This is a genomic window from Johannesbaptistia floridana (assembly GCF_057440575.1).
In genome coordinates this window covers 1-19,013 of record NZ_JALKVM010000146.1, presented here as the reverse complement: position 1 = coordinate 19,013, position 19,013 = coordinate 1, and the positions used below count along the sequence as shown (strand labels likewise).

Sequence of the window (19,013 nt, the reverse complement as noted above, 5' to 3'; positions counted from 1 at the left end):
ATGAGCAAGTTTTAGCAGTAATGAGTAAATATTTTTCAACTGTATTTAGCCCCAGAGTGATAGGGCTAAAGCCCTACTACAAACTTATCGTTTAACTATAAATAATACAAATTAGGGTTGCTGAATAAACATAAAAGCGTGCCCCCGTGAGCCCCAGTGCGATCGCACAAATCTATTTGTCTTGCTGTTGATGGGCTTAAACCATCGATAGTCCTAACCTGGTAATTGAGAGTCTTTATCTAGTTGATGTCGAACTGACGTTTTAATGAAACCCTTGGTAATAATAAGGCTTTTTCTCTTAAATATCTCAAAGTCTCTTCAGCTTCAGATATATTGAAATTCCAGGCTGATAGTCGCCCTGCCACAACTTTTGAATAATTTACTTGTTATTCTTGCGCCAATCCCAAGGATATTCAGGATTAGGATTGCTCCAAACACCCAATCTTTTAGCTTTAGCCTGATTTCCTGCTGATTCAACTTTATTCCAAATTGGGCAATCAGACTTATACTGAGCATAGGGAAAAGCCATGCCGTTTCTAGCTTGAATTTCTTGTACAGCTTCACCACTAGGAAGATATAAAACAGCAACCTTTCTCCCGTATCTATCCGTGTCAGTTTCTTGTACTCTTACCTTATTTCCATTTTGTGCTAAAAGAGATCGTAAATAATCCCTATCGTCTACTCCACCCTCTTGTTGCATTTCTCTAGTATCAACACAGGCAAAGCGAATTTTTACCTCACCATTAGGAGTTAACACTCTGAGTGTATCACCGTCATAAACGCTCCCTGATTTTACAGGATAAAGGGGATATTGATTATTTTCAGTTTGTTGTTCTTTGATAACTGTTGGCGGTTCAACATTTCTTCTGAAAAAGCCACAGGAATAAAGGAGTACAATTAGAGGTATAATAAAAAGAAGTTTCTTAATAGTTTTAGCCATCACAAACAAAAATGAATTTTTCCCCAGGATTAGTTAATACAATGGTAATAAGTAACAGTATTATACATTAAACCTAAACAACATTACATCACCTTCTTTAACTATATAATCTTTCCCTTCACTACGCACTAGTCCTTTTTCCTTAGCAGCATTCATGCTCCCTAAACTTACTAAATCTTCATAAGTTACAGTTTCTGCACGAATAAAGCCCCGCTCAAAATCTGAATGAATAACTCCCGCGGCTTGGGGTGCTGTCATGCCTTGTTTTATTGTCCAAGCTCGTGTTTCTGTTGGTCCTGTGGTTAAATATGTACTTAAGCCTAAAAGTTTATATGTAGCTTTGATGAGAGATTGTAATCCTCCTTCTTTAACATCGAGAGAAGCCAGAAAATCTTCACGATCTTCGGGGGATAAATCAATTAATTCTGATTCCACTTGAGCTGAAACTAAAACCACCTCAGCATTGTCTTGAGTAGCTACTTGACGCACTGCTTCTACCCATTCGTTGCCCGTGGCTAAATCTTCTTCAGCTACATTAGCTACATAGATTATTGGTTTATTACTAAGCAATCCTAGGGGTTTAATTAGTTCGGCTTCTGTATCGTTTAATTCAATTGTACGAACTGATTTACCTTCGTTAAGACTGTTTTGCAGTCTTTCTAGGATTTCTACTTCTGCTAAAGCATCTTTACTGCTTTTAGCTTGTTTACGGGCTTTTTCTAGACGTTTTTCTACCTGGGCTAAATCTGCTAAAGCTAATTCTAAATTAATTACTTCGATATCACGAGCTGGATCTACTGAACCAGATACATGTATAATATCGTCATCATCGAAACATCTTACCACGTGAGCGATCGCATCTACTTCCCGAATATTTGCTAAAAACTTATTTCCTAAACCTTCTCCTTGACTAGCACCCTTGACTAAGCCTGCAATATCTACAAATTCCATTCTCGTTGGTACTATTTTTTCTGAAGAAGATATTTTTGCTAATACCTCTAATCTTTCATCTGGTACCGACACTACCCCTACATTAGGTTCTATAGTACAAAAAGGAAAATTAGCCGCATCAGCTTTAGCGTTAGCCACCAAGGCATTAAATAAAGTAGATTTACCAACGTTAGGAAGTCCGACAATTCCAGCTTTGAGCATAATAAAATAATATAATTTACAATTTTTCTAGTAATACAGTAGATGAGAAAAAATAATGCGTTTATTATTATAGCAGTCAAAGTTAACTATTTACATAAACTTAGATCAAAGCACCAGTGCAATTGTACTAAATAGGCCAACAGGCGAGAGGGGGAGAGGGGGAGAGGGGGAGAAAGATGGTTTTTAAGTATTTGCATCAATATCTCATAATATAACTGATTAAACGGACTTGATATTACTTAAAGACTTCAAAACTCAAAACTCATTACTTCAAAACTCATTACTTCAAAACTCATTACTCATTACTTCAAAACTCATTACTTCAAAACTCATTACTCATTACTTCAAAACTCATTACTTCAAAACTCATTACTCATTACTTCAAAACTCATTACTCATTATTCATCCACCACAAGTAACTTTGGGTAAAGATGCGAGGGTCTGAGTTTAAGGGGTTAGGATCAATTCTTTAACTCATTACTTCAAGACTTCAAAACTCCAAGACGTAAAGACGTAAAGACGTCTTGACTTCTTACTTCAAAACTTCAAAACTCATTACTTATTACCCATTATTCATCCACAAGTAAATGAGTGATAAAGATGCGAGGGTCTGAGTTTAGGCGATCGCGTTTCTTGCCTTGTTTTTCTGCCTCAATAGTGATAAGTTTACTCAAAAACAACAAAAACACATGGCAATTTATACTAAAAGCTTAAGCATATTTCACAAGGACTATCTCTTTGTGTTTGGGACTATAATATTAAGTATAATTATTCTAAGCGTAATTATTGGTCCCATAGTTTACCGAGTGCCCTTTGATACAGTAGATTTTAGTCAATCTAATTTAACTCCTAGTTGGTCTCATCCCTTTGGCACCAATGATTTAGGTCAAGACCAATTAGCAAGAGTTTTATTTGGGGGGAGAATCTCCTTAGCAGTATCTTTTACGGCAATGTTAGTAGCAATAACTATAGGCACTATTATCGGCGCCTTAGCAGGTTTTTATGGAGGATTAGTAGATAATTTGCTGATGCGCTTCACTGACTTATTTTTATCCCTGCCCCAGTTACCACTACTATTGTTAATTGTCTACTTGTTTCGCGATAGTATGAAAAATATTGCCGGAGCTGAAGCAGGAATGTTTATACTAGTAATCTTAGTAATTGGTAGTCTAAACTGGATGTCAGTAGCAAGATTAGTGAGGGCAGATTTTCTGAAATTAAGAGAATTAGAATTTATTAGCGCCGCTAGGGCGGTGGGTGCTAAACCATTAAGAATTATCTGGAATCATTTTTTACCTAATGTGATTGGGGTGATTTTAGTGGCTTCTACCCTAGGAATGAGTAATGCAATTATCATTGAATCTACTCTAAGTTTTCTGGGTTTAGGCTTTCCCCCAGACTTGCCCACCTGGGGAAGGATGTTATACGATGCTCAAAACTATATCACCTTGGCTCCACATACAGTAATTTTCCCAGGATTAGTGATTTTCTTAACAGTGCTCAGTATAAACGCCATAAGCAACGGATTAAGAGATATATTTGATCCTCAATCAAATTAAGTCAAGTATGATGTATAAAATGATTTAATTTAATTTAATTTATTTATTTACTTTAAACTATGAACCTAAATAAAGTAAAAGTTCCTTTTGTAGATTTATCATTACAAAATCAACCCCTAGCTGAAGAAATTAACGCGGCAATACAAAAAGTCATCACAACAGGAGACTTTATCTTAGGTGATGCTCTCCATGAGTTTGAAGAGTCTTTTGCCAAGTTGTGTGGGGTTGAATATGGAGTAGGAGTAGCATCAGGCACAGATGCGATCGCCCTAGGTTTACAAGCTTGTGGAATTGGCGCAGGAGATGAAGTGATTGTGCCCACCAATACTTTTATCGCCACAATTATGGGAATTTTGGATTCAGGAGCAACACCAGTATTAGTAGACTGTGATCCCTTTTCAGCTTTAATTGATCTAAATAAAGCAGAGAAAGCTATCACCCCTAAGACTAAAGCAATTGTACCAGTACATTTGTATGGTCAGATGGTTTCCCCAAAAAAATTATTAGATTTTGCCCAGGCACATAACCTGCTGATTTTTGAAGATGCAGCCCAAGCCCATCTAGCTAAAAGAGAAGGGTATACAGCAGGCTCTGTAGGTATAGCATCGGCTTTTAGTTTTTATCCTAGTAAAAATTTAGGTAGCTTTGGTAATGGGGGAATGGTAGTGACGAAATCAGAGGCGATCGCGCAAAAAATAAAAACTTTACGTAACTATGGGGCGGCTAAAAAATACTGGCACAATGAATTAGGAAAAAATAGTCGTCTAGACACATTACAAGCAGCGATTCTCCAAGTCAAGCTACCCTATCTCTCCCAATGGAATCTAGAAAGGAATCAAGCTGCTATCTTATACGATCAGTGCTTGCAGAATATACCCTGGCTCAATCCTATAAAAAACTACAGTGACTCAGGTCATATTTATCATCTCTATGTAGTTGCTATTGAGCCAAAATTTAGTTTAAATCGTAGTGAAGTTCAAAAACAACTCAGTGATTTTGGTATTCAAACAGGAATCCATTACCCAATTCCTTGTCATTTGCAACCTGCCTATCAAAATCTCGGCTATCAATATGGTGACTTTCCTGTTGCCGAAGCTTTATCAACACAAATTTTCTCCTTGCCAATGTATCCTGGATTAAGTCATAGTTTAATTAAATTAATTTGTGAATTACTCTCTAAGATAGGTTAATTATTATGGAAATTCCCTCAAAGCTTAGTCTTACTTTTAACAAAAATCTTACCAACTACGTAATTTTTGGATTAATAGCATTTTTATATACGCCAATTATTTTATACTGGATTGATGGATGGTTGAATAAAAACATTAGTATTGAACATGAATATTATAGTCATGCCCTCTTAGGATTTCCTTTGGCTATTTATATCATTTGGCAAAATCGTCACAAATGGCAAAATTTACCTAACGTGATACAACCATTAGGTTTTCTGTTGTTAATGATAGCTGCTGATTTTTATCTGAGTGGAGTTAATGATTTTGTGGCCTTATCATTTCCTTTGTTGCTCACTGGTTTATGCTTATGGTTAAAAGGATTTCCTGGTTTAAAACTACAAGCTTTTCCGCTCATTTTAGTTTGGTTAGGAACTCCCACAGATGCCCCCTACTTATTTACTAATCATACTCTGTTTTTGCAAAAATTTATTGCCACAACAGCAGGATTTATTCTATCTAAGTTTGGTTTTGAGATAATTGTGGAGAATATTTTTGTATCAGTTAATGGACAATTAATTGAAGTAGCGCCCTATTGTGCTGGACTAAAAATGTTATTTACCAGTATTTATGTAACTCTGATGTTATTATATTGGCGCAATCAACTAAAATTTAGTATGGTACCAATTTTGGTTTTAGTAATAGCAATTTTTATTAGTGTTACTGGCAATATTATTCGTAATCTTATATTAGCTATGTTTTCTGGTATACAACAAAAAGACCTATTCGATTTACTTCACGAAGGTTGGCTAGGAGATCTCTATTCTGGTTTAACATTAGTGTTAATCTTTTTAGTACTAAGAACTATAGAAAAACTAAATAATGTAGAGTAAAAATCGCGATGAATTCACTTAAGGAAAAAAAAGGCTATCAATCAGTTTTTAACCCCAATCTAGGTAATCTTGCTACTTTTTTAGTAATCGCTTTTTTAGCGATTTTAGTGGTTGTAGGAGCAGTACCTAATTACCAAAATAATAGTTGGAGTTGGAGAGATATTCCAGAAATTAATCTCAATAAGATCAAAAAAGTTAACGAAACTGGATTAGAGATTGAGGGATGGAAAATTCTGGAAAATGAAATGATAACTATAGACGAGAATAAATGGTTAGCTCAAGTGATAGCTCAAACTCCAGAGAAAGTAGCCCTACTGTTACTGAGAACTCAACCCTATTACAAAGATTATCCTGAGGTAGAGTGGACTAATTTGGAAATCAAGCAAAGATGGAAAACTAGTTTTAACACTCAATTAAACTTGACGGTGAAAAGCAAAAATCAACAGGAAACTATTTCCACACGTTTTCTGCGAGCGAGAATTGGCAGAAAAACCTTTGCTGTGGTGCAATGGTATGCTTGGCCAAATGGAGGAGATTTTCGTTCAGAAAAGTGGTTTTTTCAAGATAAAATAGCTCAAGTTAATCAAAAACGTCTGCCTTGGGTAGCGGTATCTTTACAAATACCGATTTCCCCTTTGTCTGACTTAGAAGAAGAGAGAGAATATGCTCAATCCCTAGCGGTGCAAGTGCAAACTGCTATTGAGCAAAATTTATTTGGGAACTTAAATTAATTTCCAAACTCTTACTAATTTTGAGGTAAACTTAAAACCCTAACTTAAAAATTTGATTATTAATTGATTTACTGAATATGTCTATGCGAAAATCTCAAATAATTAAATACTCTTTAATAACTGCTCTCCAAGCTAGTTTACTTTGGTCTGTAGACAATCTTTTTTATCCAATGGTTACTACAGCTCAACAATCAATTTCTTTGCCCAAACCCCCAAAACCTATACCTCAGCCTACACCATTACCTCGGCCAACCTTTGGTTTTGATAGTTCTCTACCAAGGACAGATTACACTATTCCGTCTCAAGGGGGAATTTCCAGAGAATTTAGTGTTTATCGCCTTGACGTCAATGATGTTGTCTCAATCAATGTTGAGCAATTTCCTGAGTTTAATTTTATTGGACCAATTGATGCTGAAGGCAATATTGTAGTGCCAATTCTCGGGAGAGTGCTGGTAGCAGGCTTAACTCTAGAAGAAGTAGAAACTAAAATTAGTAGGGCTTTAGGAGAAAATTTTTTATTAACAGATCCTAAAGTGTTTGCTGTTCTGACTACACCCCGTGCGGTAGCACTTACTGTAATTGGAGAAGTGTTCAGACCTGGATATTATACAATAGATAGTACTGCTTTGATTAGTGATGTTATTCAAATTGCAGGAGGGACAACAGATAGAGCGGATTTACGACAAGTAACCATCCGTCGTACTCTCTTTGATGGAAGCATTATTGAAGAAACTGTTGATTTATATACTCCATTAATCGCAGGTGATCCTATTCCCAAACTACCTTTACAGGGGGGAGATGCTATTATCATCTCTAAACTCGAAATCGGCGACGACCAGGATTATGATCGCGTCTTAGTATCTCAAAGTAATCTTCCTGTACCAGAGATTACCGTAAGACTCCTAGCTCCAGTACAACCCTCAGGTCAAACTTTACAAAATTTAGTAGTACCCAATGGTAGTAACATTTTAGATATTGTGGCGGCAGTTCCTCTAGCAGATATCCTGAGAGTTGACACCAGGGATGTAACATTATTGAGATTTGATCCAGAAACTGGAAGAGTAATTAAACAAAGTATTAATATTAGAGCAATTCTCAAGGGAGATATTTCTTATGTAACTCCTTTACAAGATGGTGACGTAGTAGTAGTAGGACGTACTTTGTTAGGACAAGTTTTTGCCGCCTTTAATGTGTTGACTCAACCAATTCGGGATGTGAGAAGTTTTAGTACCTTTTTCGATGGTAATTTTAACAGATGATAATCATTAAATTTACTTGGCAAAAGCTATATAATTCTAAATAAAGTATCAATTAAGGTGGCAAGCTTTGCTCCTTAGTAATTACCAACCGTAATTTAGTTAGAATTCTGTTGAATTATAGTTATGACCCCTCCTTTACTCAAACGTTTTTTAATCGCTTTCAGTGAACATAAGTTACTGGCTTCCTTGGTGTTTCTGCTGGTTTTAGGTGGATCTATTGTGTTCGCTCTTCAACCCAGAGATGAACAAGAACCTACTACAAGAACTTATAAAGCTGTTGGTGCTCTCTCTTTTCGTAGTCCTCCTCCTATATTCACGACCACAGGAGAACAGCTACAAATCCAAGGTCGAGTATCAGTAAGTCGTGAACTGCTTCTATCGCCAAGAGTTATCCAAGGCGTACAAGAAAAGTTAAAGGTGAATCTAGCTCAAATGGGTACCATAGTTAGACAACTGAAAATCAGTTTTCCTAACGAAGAACAAAATAACGAAACAGAGAATCCCAACCAAGGCGAGTTGATTCGTTTAGAATACGAAGGACTAGTTAATGCTACTCAAACCAGGCTAATTCTCAATATCTTGATGGAAGAGATGATTGAGTATAGTCGCTTCCTAAATACCGATCAATTAAGTCAAAGAGTTGAAGCTTTACAAGACAGATTAGATGTAGTACAAAAAGAACTGACGGAGGCAGAGGAATCATTCTACCGTTATATCAGCAACGAAGGCTCAGCATTGTTAGCTATTCAAGATGGGAGCTTGTTTAATAGTATTACTAATGCTCAAGTTCAACAGAGAGATATTCAGTTGGCTTTAGAGGAAATTGATGGTCAAATAGAAAGTATTAGTAATCAATTAGGGTTAGACCCACAACAAGCTTATACTTCTTCGGTTTTAAGTGCAGATCCCATAATTGCCAATTTAAGAGCGCAAATTCTAGAAAACGAAAGTTTCATTGAACAGCAACAGAAACAATTGCGTCCAGGTCATCCTCGCATGCTTGCTTTGATAGCACAAAAAGAGGCAAACGAAAAATTATTACAAGAGAGAGCTGAAGAGTTAATTGGAGGCGATGGCATATTAACTCCTCTACCCGATGAAATTCGTCAAGAAAGTAACTTGGATATCGCTAGGCAAGAATTAGCTAATCAGTTAGTGGCTTTACAAACTGAAAAGGAAGGCTTGACTAGACAGCTAAAATCTCTCCGGGAAACTGAACGAGAACTACGTGAAGAATATGAGAGATTTCCAGAGAAGCAGTTACAACAAGCTCGCTTAGTACAAGCTGTTGAAAGTCAGAGGATCTTGTACCAAACTATCTTAGCTGCTCTGACAGACGCTAAAGCCGCTGAAGCAGAAACAGTAAGTAGTTTAGTGGTAGTGCAAGAGCCTTCTATAGTAAGACAAGTTCCTACTGTACAAATACCAACTAATCCGATCTTAATTATCGGGGTAGGAGCAGCTTTGGGGACATTAGCGGCAGGTGGTTTGATTTTCCTTCTAGCAACTTTAGACGATCGCTTACATACACCTCAAGAACTAAGAGAATCACTAAGTGATCTCAATTTACCAGTATTGGGACAAATACCAGTTATTTATAGCTATCAATCTCTACCTATACTGAAAAATCCTGATTCGCCCTACGTAGCATTCTATGAAAGGATTCGTAGTAACATTCGTCGCTACGGAACTGAATCAGCGAAAGTAATTTTATTGACAAGTATCAATCCAAAAGAAGGAAAAAGTTTAACAGCTTATAACTTAGGAATCGCCTGTGCTCAAGCAGGAAAAAGAACTCTAATTGTTGAGGCGGATTTACGATCTAACTCCTTAGCTAACAACTTTTTTGTAGACATAAATTCCCAGGCTAACTCAGAACCACTACGCTACTATGCTTCTCGTAGTGATTGTATAAATTTAGTGCCAGAACAAGCTAATTTATACATATTACCGAGTCCGGGACCACAAAAACAAGCAGCGGGAGTAATAGAGTCTAATGAGTTACAAAGATTAATTAGAGATGCCCGAGGACGTTTCGATATGGTAATTATTGATACTCCTTGTCTATCTAGCTGTAATGACGCCTTATTACTGGAATCTTTGATTGATGCGATGATTTTAGTGACATCTCCAGGAATTACTCAGAAAAGTATGCTCAATGAAACGGTAGAACAATTCTTAGAAGGGGAGTTACCTTTGTTAGGAGCAATAATTAACCAAATAGAAGGCTCCTCAACTGTCTTAGATTCAGATGAAATCATAGATCAAGATTTAAACTATGAACCATTAACCACAGTAACTGTAAACTCTCAAGTAGAGTCAAACTAAAACTAATTGCTCTTGATTCCTATGAGAAGAGGCAAATTACTCTTTTGGGCGATCGCTATTCCAAGCCCACCAAACTTGGCCACATTCACACTCATAAAATTCTTGCCATTGGCGATCGCCGTCTTCTCTAATCACGGGAGCACTTCGATTGATCCAGACTTTAGTAGCTTCCTGAGGAGTGGCGTGACAACGAGGACAGCAAAATTTAAGACCACGACTAGCGGTTTTGGTCCAGGATGGAGGGGTAAAACTAAAAGCATCCATTGGGGCATTTCATAAGTTGAAAATTTTTTAATATAGAATTATGATAACATCCTTAATCAGATGAATTTAGAAACTTTACTTAGACTCAATCGCGTAATTAGAGTGATCGGTTTTGACGATGCACCATTCCAGCGTCATGTAGATAAAACCGTATCAGTGGCTGGGGTAGTTTGTGGGGGCACGAGACTAGAAGGAATGTTATGGGGAGAAATAACTACAGATGGCTTCGATTCCACCGATATTCTCTCTGAATTATTACTGAAAAGCAAATTTTGGCCCCAATTACATTTAATCCTCATAGATGGTTTGGGCTTCGGTGGTTTTAACTTGGTAGATTTACCAGAATTAGCCGCTAGGGTACAATTACCCTGTGTAGCAGTAATGCGTAAACGTCCTAATTTAGCCAAAATTCATCAAGCTTTATCTAGATTACCCCAGGGCGATCGCCGTTTAGATTTGTTAAGACGTGCTGGAGAAATTTATACTTATCCTCCTTTTTTTTTCAGGTATCAGGAGAAAAACCTGAGGTTATCGCCTCAGCTTTAAATCGTTTAACCGACTGTGGAAAAGTTCCTGAAGCCTTACGTCTAGCTCATTTGATTGGGTCTGCAATCATTAAAGGTGAAAGTGGTAAACAAGCTTAACATACTGTAGCTTTTTAAACTGTTTTAATTATATGTTATAACAAACTTCATAATCAGTGAACTATCAACTAAATAATAAAAGCATAATGAGTCGATAATATTTTAATCTAGGATTATAAGGAATTAATGTTAATCAGAGGAAAAAAAATTGGTTTCAACATCTTCTTTTACCACAACTAAATCAGAAGAAATTTTCGGCGCCGCCCAAAAACTTATGCCAGGCGGAGTTAGTTCTCCTGTGCGGGCTTTTAAATCAGTGGGTGGACAACCGATTGTTTTTGACCGCGTTAAAGGCTGCTATGTTTGGGATGTAGATGAGAATAAATATATCGACTATGTAGGGACTTGGGGACCAGCAATTTGTGGTCATGCCCATCCAGAAGTAATTAAAGCGCTTCAAAAAGCATTAGAAAAAGGCACAAGTTTCGGTGCTCCATGCCTAGAAGAAAATCTCCTAGCGGAAATGGTGATTGACGCAGTACCTAGTATAGAAATAGTCCGTTTTGTTAACTCAGGTACAGAAGCTTGTATGTCGGTTTTACGGCTAATGAGAGCTTTTACTGGTCGAGATAAAATTATTAAATTTGAAGGTTGTTATCATGGCCATGCAGATATGTTTTTAGTTAAGGCAGGTTCAGGAGTAGCTACTCTTGGCTTACCTGATTCTCCCGGTGTACCGAAAACAACTACCGCTAATACTCTCACTGCACCTTATAATGATTTAGAAGCCGTTAAAACTCTATTCACTGAAAATCCTGGAGAAATTGCCGGGGTTATTTTAGAACCAGTAGTAGGCAATTCAGGATTTATCGTACCAGATGCTGGATTTTTAGAAGGATTAAGGGTATTAACCAAAGAAAATGATGCTTTACTAGTCTTCGATGAAGTCATGACTGGTTTTCGTATTTCCTACGGCGGCGCTCAAGAAAAATTCGGAGTTACACCAGATTTGACTACTCTTGGTAAGGTTATTGGTGGAGGCTTGCCAGTAGGTGCCTACGGTGGCAGAGCTGATATTATGTCTTTAGTAGCACCCGCAGGGCCTATGTATCAAGCAGGGACTCTTTCGGGAAATCCTTTAGCCATGACCGCAGGAATTAAAACCCTAGAATTGCTGCAAAAACCAGGAACTTATGAATATTTGGAAAATATCACTAAAAAACTAGTTGATGGTTTACTAAAAGCAGCTCAAGAAACTGGTCATCAAGTTTCCGGGGGAAGTTTGAGTGCAATGTTTGGTATGTTCTTTACTCATCAATCAGTACGCAACTACGAGGATGCTAAAACCTCAGATTTAGCCAAATTTGGACGTTTTCACCGTTTAATGCTAGAAAAAGGCATTTATTTAGCTCCTTCTCAATTTGAAGCTGGCTTTACTAGTTTAGCTCATACTGATGATGACGTTGACCAAACAATTGCCGCAGCTCAAGAAGTACTATCAAATATGGCTGAATAGGTCATTTGCTTTAGCGCTCGACTATTAATAATCGAGCGTTAATTCAATTGGGTTGTTAATTTTTTTTTTTTGGTTTATAATGGAAATCGTTGTCTCGGGATGTAGCGCAGCTTGGTAGCGCGCCTGCTTTGGGAGCAGGATGCCGCAGGTTCAAATCCTGTCATCCCGATTTTCTCGAATCCCTTACGCATTGGGATTCTCGAAAACTAGCTAAAAAAGAATTGGTACTTAGCTGATTTTTTCATGTACCGATAGTGTACCAATACCGAGCAAAATAAGTAAATAGATTATAATTAAATTAAATCTAAAACAGTAAAAATATTAAAAAAAATAATTAAAAAAGTTTTTAATAAAAACCAAAAAGAATGTATTTGAATTACTTCGTCAAAATGATCGACTAATGCAAACCAAGTTTGATCCAGAAGGTTTTAAATCTAGTATTGAGGGTAGAGTAATGTATGATGTATCGATGCTGAGTACAATAAGCAATATAGCTGTTTCAAATATGTATTGTCGAGAAGATAGCGATCGCGCACTAGAAATTTTGCTTAAGAAATATTATTAATTTGATTTAATTGTTGAATATCATTATTTATTAGAGAGCGATCTCCCATACATGGAACAGCCAGATGTGGAAAACCAACATCTGGCATGTGATGTATGTATAGTAGGGGTTTCATTTACTTTACTTCTTGGTTGATTATGTTAATTTAAGTTTTTGATTAAGGCGATTTCGCATCTGGCGTGAACCAGATATTTGACTGCTCATTGTTAGAGCTTGAGCGATCGCCCACTGGTAGCTTTTATTTCATCGAGTAATTATATGTGTTACTCTAAGATTTTGTTCCGCCGACTTATCTTCAAAGGTGCGAATAGCGGTTATTTCAATTTCTACACCTGTTCCTGGTTGTAAAGCTCGGGGTTCTATTGGTAATTCTCCTAGGGACAAAACAAAGCGATTATCTTGATAACTAACTAAATTGTCGGGAACTTTGCCTTCAAATTTGGTGCGATAGTTATAGCTTCTGCGAAAATCAACATCTGTATCTTCAGTAGTTTTATATTTAACCAAAAATTCTGTAGAAACTAAATCAGAATGTCTGGCTGTATCAACTATACTTAACTGTAAATTCTCATTATTGCCTGAGAGTGCTTCTGTTTCTAGTTGTAAAACTTGACTTTTGAGTAAAGCATTAAATACTAATAACTCAGTAATATCATTTTGCTCTATCGTGGTGGTAGTTTCCAACCAAACGTCTTCGGGTAAACTAACCTCTATCTCTTCAGTGTCTGTTAACCTTAGAGTAATTAACTTATCAGCAAACTCAGTAAAACTTTGGGGAGCATTCCAGACTAATAACAGGGAATTTTCCACCCTATTAACTAATTCAACATACTCATCAGCAATAATTGAGCCGGGGGCAAACAATAGGGGAGCACCAATTCGATTTTCCCAATTATTTTTAGAGAGAGTAAAGCCTCTTTCTTTTAATTCCCCTAAAGAGATAGTGGCTGCTGGTTGATCTCCACTCAAGGGACGAGGATAATTAATTAAGGTTAAAGTCCCCGTGTTACCATCTCTTCCCGACTGCCCTGGTCTTCCTGTTCTCCCCTGAGACCCATTTTGACATGTATATTCTTGGGTCGTGCATATATAATCAGAATCTCCTGGGGAACCGCTACAGGTTTGGATAGTCCAAAATGGTTGTGTACATTGACATCCTTCACCGCCTTCGCCTCCCGCGCCGGGTAATCCTCCTTGACCTCCCGCGCTATTTACATAGATTTGTTGTAAATCTGCTTGATTGGTTGTATAAATAGTCAGGTTACCACCGTTACCACCATCACCACCGTTACCACCATCACCACCATCACCACCAGAGGCACCGATGAGATTAGATTCTCCTCCCACTGGTTGAGATTCACAAATAGCCGGTTCTCCTGGGGTACCATCTTGGCCTTGAGTACCATCTTCTCCAGCCAACTCTACGGTTATTGAGTTGCCATCAGTAAAAATAGTCATATTCTGACTATTTTGACCATCTTCTCCTCTACCTCCATCGGCTGCCTCGGCACCTGCTTCACCAAATTTTCTAGTTTCATCGGCTAAACAAGGATTTGATGGGGTAGTAGAAACTAAGATTACCGGAAATAAAACAAAACTGATTAAAAAAATAATTTTGTTGATTAATTTTAATTGCATATATATTATTTATCGTAATTTCCCAATGCTAAGATAGCATTTTGCCCACCAAAACCGAAACTAAAACAGAGTAAATTATCTAAGTTATAATATGTTTCCCTTTGAGCAACTAAGTTAAGTTTAAATTCCGTTGTGCTTAAGCCTACACAGGGAGGTAACTGTTGCTGTTGTAGGGCCATTAAACCAAAAGCTGCTCCAAGGGCTCCTGAGGCACCTAAAGTGTGGCCTGTTGCTCCTTTGGTTGAGCTGACTTTTATTTTATCACCAAAAACAGAGTTAATAATTTTGGCCTCGCGAGCATCGTTAAGTTTTGTACCTGTGCCGTGGGCATGAATATAGTCTATATCTTGAGGAGATAAGTCTGTGTGGTTAAGGCATTGCTTGATGGCGGCAATTGCAGTTTTTCCCGTTGCTTCGGGTGCATTGAGATGATGGGCATCACAATTAGCGGCAAAACCCAACACTTGGCCATAAATAAAAGCTTTGCGACTGTGGGCTAACTTGGCATTTTCTAGGATAAATATAGCACCCCCTTCTGCTAGGGTTAAGCCATTTCTGGTTAAATCAAAGGGGTAACAACCATCTTTAGCTAAGGCATTCATGCGGGCAAAACTCGCCAAAGTTAGGGGAGTTATGGGAGTTTCCACTGCTCCCGCTATGACTCTTTGACAATGACCTTGTTGAATTAGTTCAAATCCCTGGGATATCGCCCAAATACCTGTAGCGCAAGCTGCCATCGGTGCTAAAACTGGACCTTCGCTTCCTATTTTTCTCGCTGTGAGAATGCTTCCTTGTTGGGGTAGGGTTTCCCACCAGTTTATTTTTGAGTTGAATTTACCCGAATCACTCAATATTTCTTCCCATTGGGCTTGGGAGCCGCGACTAGACCCAATTACTACACCGCAGTCTTTTAGAGGTAATTCTAAGGCTGCATCTGCTATTGCTTCTTTGAGAATTTTTGCTGTTAACTGAGAGAATTTTTGGGGTTTTTCTCCAATCAAGCCTAGAGGGTAGGAGGGTAATTCTGGGTAGGGTTGAGCGATTTTTATCCCTGATTTCCCCAGAAGTAGTTGCTGCCAGCTTTGTTTTAAGTCTCCTAGGCACGATTGTAAACCAATTCCGGTCACAACAACTTGATTTACTCTCATTGAATCTTTATAACTAATTGTTCATGAGTGTATTTAGTTCTATAGTTACTCCTACAGGTGCCGGAGCTGCTAAATCTGAAGGCAAAAAGATCCTAGCGCTCACTGCTACTAAAGCAACTAGAAAAATTAACACCACAAACAGAGGGAAAACATACTGACGTATAAACTGCATAGCTTAAACCAAGGATTAATATAATTAATTTTTCTTTATTTTAACTACTTTTGTTTCTAGAAAAAATATATAATTACTATTTAAACTTAAAGATTTAAATCATAATAAAGATATGACAGACTGGAAAGAAATACCCGGTGGAATCACCGCAGCTAAAGGCTTCCAAGCCGCAGGAATTGCCGCAGGCTTAAAGCCTTCAGGAGCTAAGGATTTAGCTCTTATTTGGTCAGAAACTGAGGCGATCGCCGGCGGCGTATTTACTACTAGTCAAGTCAGGGCGGCTTGTGTAGATTACTGTCGTCAAAAATTACAAGCTAAAAATAGCACCCGCGCTATTCTCTGTAACGCAGGTCAAGCTAATGCGGCTACAGGAGAGGCGGGCTGGCAAGATGCTTTAGATAGTGCTGCTGCTGTAGCTCAACATCTCAATATTTCTCCTGACGCAGTTTTACTTGCCTCTACTGGTGTAATTGGTCAACGGATTCGTATGCAAGAGCTTACTGAGGCGATACCTACTTTGGTTTCTTCTCTTTCTCCTGATGGCAATGAAACTGCCTCCCGAGCTATTTTAACTACGGATTTGGTGCCTAAATTTATTGCTTTGGAAACAACTATTGATAATCGCCCTGTGAGAATCGGCGGCATCGCTAAAGGATCTGGCATGATTCACCCTAATATGGCAACTATGCTCTCTTTTGTAACGTGTGATGCTATGGTGTCTACTCAACTGTGGCAGGAAATGGTGTCTAGAGCAGCAGAAAAAAGCTTCAATCAAATTACCGTAGATGGAGATACAAGCACCAATGATTGTTTAATTGCTTTAGCTAATGGTCAATCTCGCACTCCGACTATTACTAGTATGAATAAAGATGCCGAAAAGCTAGAGGCAATGTTAACGGCAGTTTGTCAGCATTTAGCCAAGGCGATCGCCCGGGATGGAGAGGGAGCTACTTGTTTAATTGAAGTGCGAGTTTCGGGAGCTGGCGATCAAAAATCAGCTTTACAAATTGCCCGAACTATTGCCGGATCTTCTCTAGTTAAATCCGCTGTCTTTGGCAGAGATCCTAACTGGGGCAGAATTGCCGCAGCCGCAGGACGTGCAGGAGTAAGATTTGATCAACAAAATCTCCAAATCAAATTAGGGGATTTCTTAATGATGGACAATGGTCAACCTCTCAGTTTTGACCGCAAAGCAGCTAGTGCTTATCTCCAGGCTAAAGCCGATGGTGCTTATCTCAAAGATGACACGGTATTAATTGATATCTCTATCGGTGAGGGGTCTGAAGTTGGTAAAGCTTGGGGTTGTGACTTGAGCTATGATTATGTGAAAATTAATGCGGAATATACAACATAATATTTTACTCAGATCTTGCATCTTTACCCAAAGTTACTGGTTGTGGATGAATTATGAGTAATGAGTAATGAGTAATGAGTAACGAGTAAGAAGTCGTGAAGTAAGAAGTTTTGAAGTCTTTACGTCTTTAAGTAATGAGTTAAAGAATTAATGCGATCGCGCTTAAAAATTGGTTGACCGAGTGCAAGATCTTAGGGTAAAGAGAAATGAACTTTTTCTGAGGTTAATTTAGTACATAACTACTGGTGCTTTGATATGAGTTTTAGCTTTTCATAGTAGTTTGAAAACCAGGCTGAGTCAAACAGCCTGGTTATTATTTATGGCTAGATTATCGGGTTAAAAATTGTTCAATTATGGAAGTTGTAGCCAAGAAATAAGCTACAAAGGCTCCACCACAGCCACCAATCAAGAAACCACTAGCAAATTCACTCCAGCCTTCTTGAGTGCCAAAAGCTTTCGGTGGTTTAGGTGCAGTTAAAGTTACTGTTGGTTCTTCTGTGCGCACAGCACCATGAAGAGACAAACCAATGGTCAATATGGTTATTAAACCAATTGCTGAAAGTAATCCAGCTAAACTCCCTAACTCAGTATCACGGAGGGGACCAAGTAAAGCAAAAGGACCATAAATAAAATATCCATGAGCCATGCCTATTTCTAAACCACGACGACTAGGGGAAAGTCCTTTCCGATAGGCGGGTAAGTTATTAATCAAGGTTTTAGTAAAACCAGAAGCATTGATAGTAGTGGGAAGATTACCAACTTGGGGATCATCTAGAGCTTGAGTTAGATTATTTGTCATATTTTGCAAAATCTCTTGTCAAACAATTAAAGGTTATAGAGGTAGTTTAAGGGAAGAGTGAATTAATTTAACATTTTTGTTAAGAATCTTGATGTTTCCTATCTTCAGAGAGTTAGTTTAAAGTACTATACTTTTGTTAACCAAAATAAATTAACGATAAAAAAATGACTGGATCTTACGCGGCTTCATTTTTACCAACAATCTTAGTACCACTTCTGCCAATTGCAGCTTTTGCAGTTATGGGTTTTCTCTTTCTCTATGTAGAGAGTGAAAGCGACCCTGAAGGCGAAGCTTAGTCTCTAGTCTCCTCCACTACTCCTAATTTGCTTGCACATTTTTACATCCAAAACTGAGTAAGAGATGAGGAAGTGTGGGAAGTGTGGTGAGTGTGGGGAGAGAAATTTGTAAAAAACCTACACTTATCAGGGCCCTTGGTGAGGAAACCTCGCCAAGGAAACCCTTATTATATAGCTATGCTTGATAAACATCTTTCTTGACATAAAACTTGACAAAACCAGTAACTTGTGCATTAGGGCTTTTTCAGATTTTGTTTAAAATAATAATGTATAGCAATATACATTTAATCAGCAAATTCAGTAATTTTACTTAAAATTTCTGCCCCTTTGCCCAACCTACAGGCTACTACAGGCTACCTTCTTACTTCAAAACTCATTACTCGTTACTCGTTACTCATTACTCGTTATGTTGGGTTTCGTTACCTCAACCCAACCTACAAGCTTATCGACAATCTTTAGCTACTCCAACAGCTATACATAGCACCTAGGAAATTCAAGATAATATAAATAATTGCCGTAACGCACCAAATAGAGATTTATTTTGAAAACCGGACTTGATATAATACTAAGCTTTAATCGCTTCATTACCTGTTAATCTATGGATTAAAATAGCTTTGGGTTTATCTATTAAATATCCTTGGGCATA

General features: G+C 37.8%; 18 protein-coding genes, 1 tRNA gene and 1 pseudogene. 12 read left to right on the top strand and 8 right to left on the bottom strand.

Annotated features, from left to right (window positions below; all coding sequences use genetic code 11):
• Positions 1 to 379: 379 nt before the first annotated feature.
• Positions 380 to 940, bottom strand: a complete 561-nt coding sequence (locus MW688_RS10070; RefSeq protein ID WP_486735841.1) for a thermonuclease family protein — start codon at positions 938 to 940, stop codon at positions 380 to 382.
• A gap of 60 nt (positions 941 to 1,000) precedes the next feature.
• A complete protein-coding gene (gene ychF / locus MW688_RS10065) occupies positions 1,001 to 2,092 on the bottom strand; it encodes a redox-regulated ATPase YchF (RefSeq protein WP_486735840.1) in 1,092 nt (363 codons plus the stop codon).
• Positions 2,093 to 2,781: 689 nt separating this feature from the next.
• On the opposite strand from ychF, the gene MW688_RS10060 reads away from it, so the two are divergent.
• From MW688_RS10060 to MW688_RS10035, 6 genes are all read left to right on the top strand, one after another.
• Positions 2,782 to 3,651 carry an ABC transporter permease gene (locus MW688_RS10060; protein ID WP_486735839.1) on the top strand — a complete coding sequence of 290 codons (870 nt, stop codon included), beginning with the start codon at positions 2,782 to 2,784 and terminating at the stop codon, positions 3,649 to 3,651.
• A 59-nt stretch (positions 3,652 to 3,710) separates the two neighbouring features.
• Entirely contained in the window at positions 3,711 to 4,841 is a 1,131-nt protein-coding gene (locus MW688_RS10055) for a DegT/DnrJ/EryC1/StrS family aminotransferase (RefSeq protein ID WP_486735838.1), read from the top strand.
• Positions 4,842 to 4,846: 5 nt separating this feature from the next.
• Entirely contained in the window at positions 4,847 to 5,713 is an 867-nt protein-coding gene (gene crtB / locus MW688_RS10050) for a cyanoexosortase B (RefSeq protein ID WP_486735837.1), read from the top strand.
• Positions 5,714 to 5,721: 8 nt separating this feature from the next.
• Complete coding sequence (locus MW688_RS10045) at positions 5,722 to 6,444, top strand: cyanoexosortase B system-associated protein (protein WP_486735836.1); 723 nt, start codon at positions 5,722 to 5,724, stop codon at positions 6,442 to 6,444.
• Between the two features lie 77 nt (positions 6,445 to 6,521).
• Positions 6,522 to 7,703, top strand: a complete 1,182-nt coding sequence (locus MW688_RS10040) for a polysaccharide biosynthesis/export family protein (protein WP_486735835.1) — start codon at positions 6,522 to 6,524, stop codon at positions 7,701 to 7,703.
• A 123-nt stretch (positions 7,704 to 7,826) separates the two neighbouring features.
• Positions 7,827 to 10,031: a GumC family protein gene (locus MW688_RS10035; protein WP_486735834.1), complete on the top strand. Its 2,205-nt coding sequence runs from the start codon at positions 7,827 to 7,829 to the stop codon at positions 10,029 to 10,031.
• A 36-nt stretch (positions 10,032 to 10,067) separates the two neighbouring features.
• On the opposite strand, the gene MW688_RS10030 is transcribed toward MW688_RS10035, so the two are convergent.
• Positions 10,068 to 10,295, bottom strand: a complete 228-nt coding sequence (locus MW688_RS10030) for a hypothetical protein (RefSeq protein WP_486735833.1) — start codon at positions 10,293 to 10,295, stop codon at positions 10,068 to 10,070.
• Between the two features lie 60 nt (positions 10,296 to 10,355).
• Here MW688_RS10030 and MW688_RS10025 point away from each other — a divergent pair.
• From MW688_RS10025 to MW688_RS10010, 4 genes and pseudogenes are all read left to right on the top strand, one after another.
• Positions 10,356 to 10,939: pseudogene (locus MW688_RS10025) on the top strand (endonuclease dU).
• Between the two features lie 148 nt (positions 10,940 to 11,087).
• Positions 11,088 to 12,395 (top strand): glutamate-1-semialdehyde 2,1-aminomutase, encoded by a 1,308-nt coding sequence (gene hemL / locus MW688_RS10020; RefSeq protein WP_486735832.1) that lies wholly within the window; start codon positions 11,088 to 11,090, stop codon positions 12,393 to 12,395.
• 95 nt (positions 12,396 to 12,490) lie between these two features.
• A tRNA-Pro gene (locus MW688_RS10015) sits at positions 12,491 to 12,564 on the top strand.
• Between the two features lie 231 nt (positions 12,565 to 12,795).
• Positions 12,796 to 12,960, top strand: a complete 165-nt coding sequence (locus tag MW688_RS10010; protein ID WP_486735831.1) for a hypothetical protein — start codon at positions 12,796 to 12,798, stop codon at positions 12,958 to 12,960.
• Here the strand turns inward: MW688_RS10010 and MW688_RS10005 are convergent.
• The 4 genes from MW688_RS10005 to MW688_RS09990 form a co-directional block, all read right to left on the bottom strand.
• Entirely contained in the window at positions 12,944 to 13,075 is a 132-nt protein-coding gene (locus MW688_RS10005; RefSeq protein ID WP_486735830.1) for a hypothetical protein, read from the bottom strand. The two genes, MW688_RS10010 and MW688_RS10005, sit on opposite strands and share 17 nt — an antisense overlap.
• 128 nt (positions 13,076 to 13,203) lie before the next feature.
• Complete coding sequence (locus MW688_RS10000) at positions 13,204 to 14,598, bottom strand: collagen-like protein (RefSeq protein ID WP_486735829.1); 1,395 nt, start codon at positions 14,596 to 14,598, stop codon at positions 13,204 to 13,206.
• Between the two features lie 5 nt (positions 14,599 to 14,603).
• Entirely contained in the window at positions 14,604 to 15,746 is a 1,143-nt protein-coding gene (locus tag MW688_RS09995; protein WP_486735828.1) for a beta-ketoacyl-ACP synthase, read from the bottom strand.
• Positions 15,747 to 15,759: 13 nt separating this feature from the next.
• The gene (locus MW688_RS09990) at positions 15,760 to 15,918 is read right to left on the bottom strand and encodes a hypothetical protein (protein ID WP_486735827.1); all 159 of its coding nucleotides are present in this window, start codon (positions 15,916 to 15,918) and stop codon (positions 15,760 to 15,762) included.
• Positions 15,919 to 16,030: 112 nt separating this feature from the next.
• Here MW688_RS09990 and argJ point away from each other — a divergent pair, with 112 nt between their 5' ends.
• Entirely contained in the window at positions 16,031 to 17,272 is a 1,242-nt protein-coding gene (gene argJ, locus MW688_RS09985) for a bifunctional ornithine acetyltransferase/N-acetylglutamate synthase (protein WP_486735826.1), read from the top strand.
• Positions 17,273 to 17,600: 328 nt separating this feature from the next.
• Here the strand turns inward: argJ and MW688_RS09980 are convergent, their stop codons facing one another.
• Positions 17,601 to 18,071 (bottom strand): photosystem I reaction center subunit XI, encoded by a 471-nt coding sequence (locus MW688_RS09980; RefSeq protein WP_486735825.1) that lies wholly within the window; start codon positions 18,069 to 18,071, stop codon positions 17,601 to 17,603.
• 164 nt (positions 18,072 to 18,235) lie between these two features.
• Between MW688_RS09980 and MW688_RS09975 the strand changes: the two genes are divergently transcribed.
• Entirely contained in the window at positions 18,236 to 18,367 is a 132-nt protein-coding gene (locus tag MW688_RS09975; protein WP_486735824.1) for a photosystem I reaction center subunit VIII, read from the top strand.
• Positions 18,368 to 19,013: the final 646 nt, after the last annotated feature.